Origin of the sequence: Bacillus sp. AY2-1 (genome assembly GCF_008368965.1) — a bacterium.
Lineage (GTDB): Bacteria > Bacillota > Bacilli > Bacillales > Bacillaceae_G > Bacillus_A > Bacillus_A thuringiensis_S.
Genome location: NZ_QPEL01000211.1, coordinates 1 through 3,003 on the forward strand (window position 1 = coordinate 1; position 3,003 = coordinate 3,003).

The following is a 3,003-nucleotide window of genomic DNA, read 5'->3' on the forward strand; positions in this document are numbered from 1 at the left end:
TTTATGTTATCCATATATATAACTCCTTAGATTTTATGATAATTATACATCGCAGTAACCTAAATTTCAAAAGGTTGTTGCTAATATGCAGTAACTAAAGGGATTTTTAAACCTAGGATATCTCCACATTGTTATCAAGCTAAAAAATAAAATCTCTCCTAAAACGAAAAAAAGATGAACAAAATAATAAAAAGGCTCATTTCTATTTCTTTTTTAGTTTCTATTCCTTAGTAAAAGAACTTAGTAGATGAAAAGGTTAGATTGCACAATTAATTGGGAGATAAGTATAAGTAACTTTGAACAATATTAAGTTCACTATTTTTATGGTGCTCCTTTTTCTATAACGGTAAGTTCAAATTATGTTTCTATTAAATAAAAATGTTATAAATTATTCTACATGAACTGATATACTTTTAGATAATACTTGCATTGAGAAAGGAACTCTAGCTTCAAAAGTTATAGTATTTGTTGAATTTGATGTGTTCGAGAAGATGTACGAACCCTTGATACGTAATCTAAATGTTTTTTGATCCGAATGGACCAGTATAAGAACTGACTTCGTCTAAAGAACTTTCTGCATATCTAATCCCATTAACAGTTAAAGCTTCTGAATATGAATCCAGTGTACCTACTTCACTAACTTTCACATAAAGGTTATCGCCTTTAAGAACAGGAATAGATAAGTAAGAACTTGCACTATACATTTTGTTATTATCACCTATAGCACTAATACTAACACTTCGTAGTGGAGAAGAATCCGCCTTTGAAATAGATGGTAAAAATGCTAGTGTGAGTGCAAAATACATAGCTAACAAGTTCATAAATTTTTTCATATTAACAACCCCTTAGGTATTTATTTAACATCCTGTATTTTACAAGTTAAAAATTTAAATTTAATATCGTTATATAAGGAATACTTATGCGATTCTGCATATTGAATATAAAGCACACAAAAACTCGGATACATAAATCTCTTGCAGTTACATTCGGGATATGAAAATAACTAAAAGAAAAAGGAGATTTCTTTCTGAGAGTAGGGCCTCTTTGCTCTTGGTACCGATAATGAGACGTTATACGAACCTGATATATATAGTATACAACCGAAATCAAACAACAAATCACTCCTTTTAAATGGTAAAATAGGGAAAAGGGGGTCCTGTATAATGCCTTTAGAAAACTCTATTTATTACATTGGAGTTGCTATTATATTAATGATCATCGGTGCATTGCTTGGGGGGATTATACGTATAATGCGATATTCTAGTAATCACAAAAAGCAAGATTCAGTTGAGCCAAAGTTAGATAAAGTTATTCAACTGTTAGAAAGACAAAACAAAGATTGACCTTACTCAAAATAGAATTAGTTTGCAATAGCTCCTAATAACGAAAATCATGTAAATGAGTTGTCCATATGGAGACGGCTCATTTTATTTCTTCTCAGTGTAAGTTTTCTTCGAAATGCTGGCGGTACCCCATGCCTATCAACCCAACATGAACGATTTACTCCAAAACTATAAAAACGATTGACATATAAAAAAATTTGTTCTGGGGATATTATAATATCTTAACTTGATGGCGTTAGGAATGGGACAGGGATCTAAAAGATAAAAGGAATTAAATGTATAATATATTGGTGAGTATCAGTTTAAAAGATTTACATTGGTTATTTAATAAAGATTTATTTTATTATGATGAAAACAAGGGAACCGTACTGTATGAATCAATTGTCATTGTTGGGGGATATCCATGAAAAGAAGATATGTAGACTTGTGGTGAAGGAGCTGAAAAACATGGATTATATAAGTTATTTAAGAAATATGGTTGGACATGAAAAAGTAATTATGGTGGTCGCAGGTTGTTTTGTATTGAATGAAAAAAATGAAGTGCTTTTGCAATTACGATCTGATAATGGAAAGTGGGGACACCCCGGTGGATTTATGGAGTTTGGCGAGACAGTGGAAGATACAGCAAGGAGAGAAGTGTTTGAAGAAACTGGTTTGAAATTAGGACATCTAGAATTCTTTAATGTGTATTCTGGAAAAAAATACGAAAGAACGCTATCTAACGGTGATCAAGTTGCCTTAGTGAAATTGACTTATATTTGTAGAGATTTTCAAGGAACATTACATACTGATAACGAAGAAAGCTTACAGCTAAAATTTTTCCCATTAGATAACTTGCCTGAACTATGGCAGAATCAACAAGAAGTCTTGGAAGATTTGTTAGAGTATATGGAAAGAAAGAAGTAAATCTTCCTATCGAGTAGACAAAGGAGCCATATGGTTACGCACATTTAGATAATATAAGACTCTCCTTAAATTAGAAAGAGGACAAGCCCTATTATTATGAGGTTTGTCCTTTTTTTTGATATTATTTTCTTGCCAATAATGAAGATTATAGGTAACAGAGATAATCATTAAACAGCTATATAAGCTAAGGTTTTACACCATCCATTAAGTGAAAAAAAGCGTTATCTTTTCTTATGATTCTACAGAAAGAATGGCCTGTTTTTATATTTGTAGGATAGTTTTAGATACAAAAACACAGGAGTTTGCAACCTATAAATGACTAAATGTAAAATATATATTTCATTTATGTTGTTAATAATTTAATATATAAAATATAAGATTTATGGTGTGAAGTTATCTTTACAAGTGAGGTGTATTTAATGTCTTTAAGTAAAGTGAAGATTGCAAGGGTTGAAAAAGGTCTGACCCAACAAGGGTTGGTCAATATTGTAAATGTTACACGACATAACATTAGTCTTATTGAAAGTAATAATTATAACCCTTCTTTAAAACTTTGCATTCATACAGCTAAAACACTAGATAAAAGTTTAGATAAATTATTTTGGGAGGAATTTTAAAATGGAAAAACTAAAAAAATGGTTTTCACTCAGTACACACCCAGATGAAAGAATCCAACAAATTGAAATGAAAATTTGGGCTCAATCTGGAATTATTGTCCTACTTATAGCTTTTGTTGATTTTATAATAAGAGGAG

The 3,003-nt window shown here is 30.6% G+C and carries 3 protein-coding genes and 1 pseudogene; 3 read left to right on the top strand and 1 reads right to left on the bottom strand.

All coding sequences use genetic code 11. The features are described from left to right. Positions 1–388: 388 nt before the first annotated feature. Positions 389–833, bottom strand: a pseudogene (locus tag DN403_RS28865) (hypothetical protein). Between the two features lie 330 nt (positions 834–1,163). Between DN403_RS28865 and DN403_RS28870 the strand changes: the two are divergent. The 3 genes from DN403_RS28870 to DN403_RS28880 all read left to right on the top strand — a co-directional run bounded on the left by DN403_RS28870 (position 1,164) and on the right by DN403_RS28880 (position 2,866). Continuing rightward, entirely contained in the window at positions 1,164–1,343 is a 180-nt protein-coding gene (locus tag DN403_RS28870) for a DUF4083 family protein (RefSeq protein WP_149186032.1), read from the top strand. Positions 1,344–1,790: 447 nt separating this feature from the next. Beyond that, a complete protein-coding gene (locus DN403_RS28875) occupies positions 1,791–2,249 on the top strand; it encodes an NUDIX hydrolase (RefSeq protein WP_149186034.1) in 459 nt (152 codons plus the stop codon). A gap of 419 nt (positions 2,250–2,668) precedes the next feature. Further along, positions 2,669–2,866: a helix-turn-helix transcriptional regulator gene (locus DN403_RS28880; protein ID WP_149186033.1), complete on the top strand. Its 198-nt coding sequence runs from the start codon at positions 2,669–2,671 to the stop codon at positions 2,864–2,866. Positions 2,867–3,003 lie beyond the last annotated feature (137 nt).

Coding starts and splice junctions, on each gene's coding strand:
- DN403_RS28875 (WP_149186034.1), top strand. CDS start 1,791: ATGGATTATATAAGTTATTTAAGAAATATGGTTGGACATGAAAAAGTA.
- DN403_RS28870 (WP_149186032.1), top strand. CDS start 1,164: ATGCCTTTAGAAAACTCTATTTATTACATTGGAGTTGCTATTATATTA.
- DN403_RS28880 (WP_149186033.1), top strand. CDS start 2,669: ATGTCTTTAAGTAAAGTGAAGATTGCAAGGGTTGAAAAAGGTCTGACC.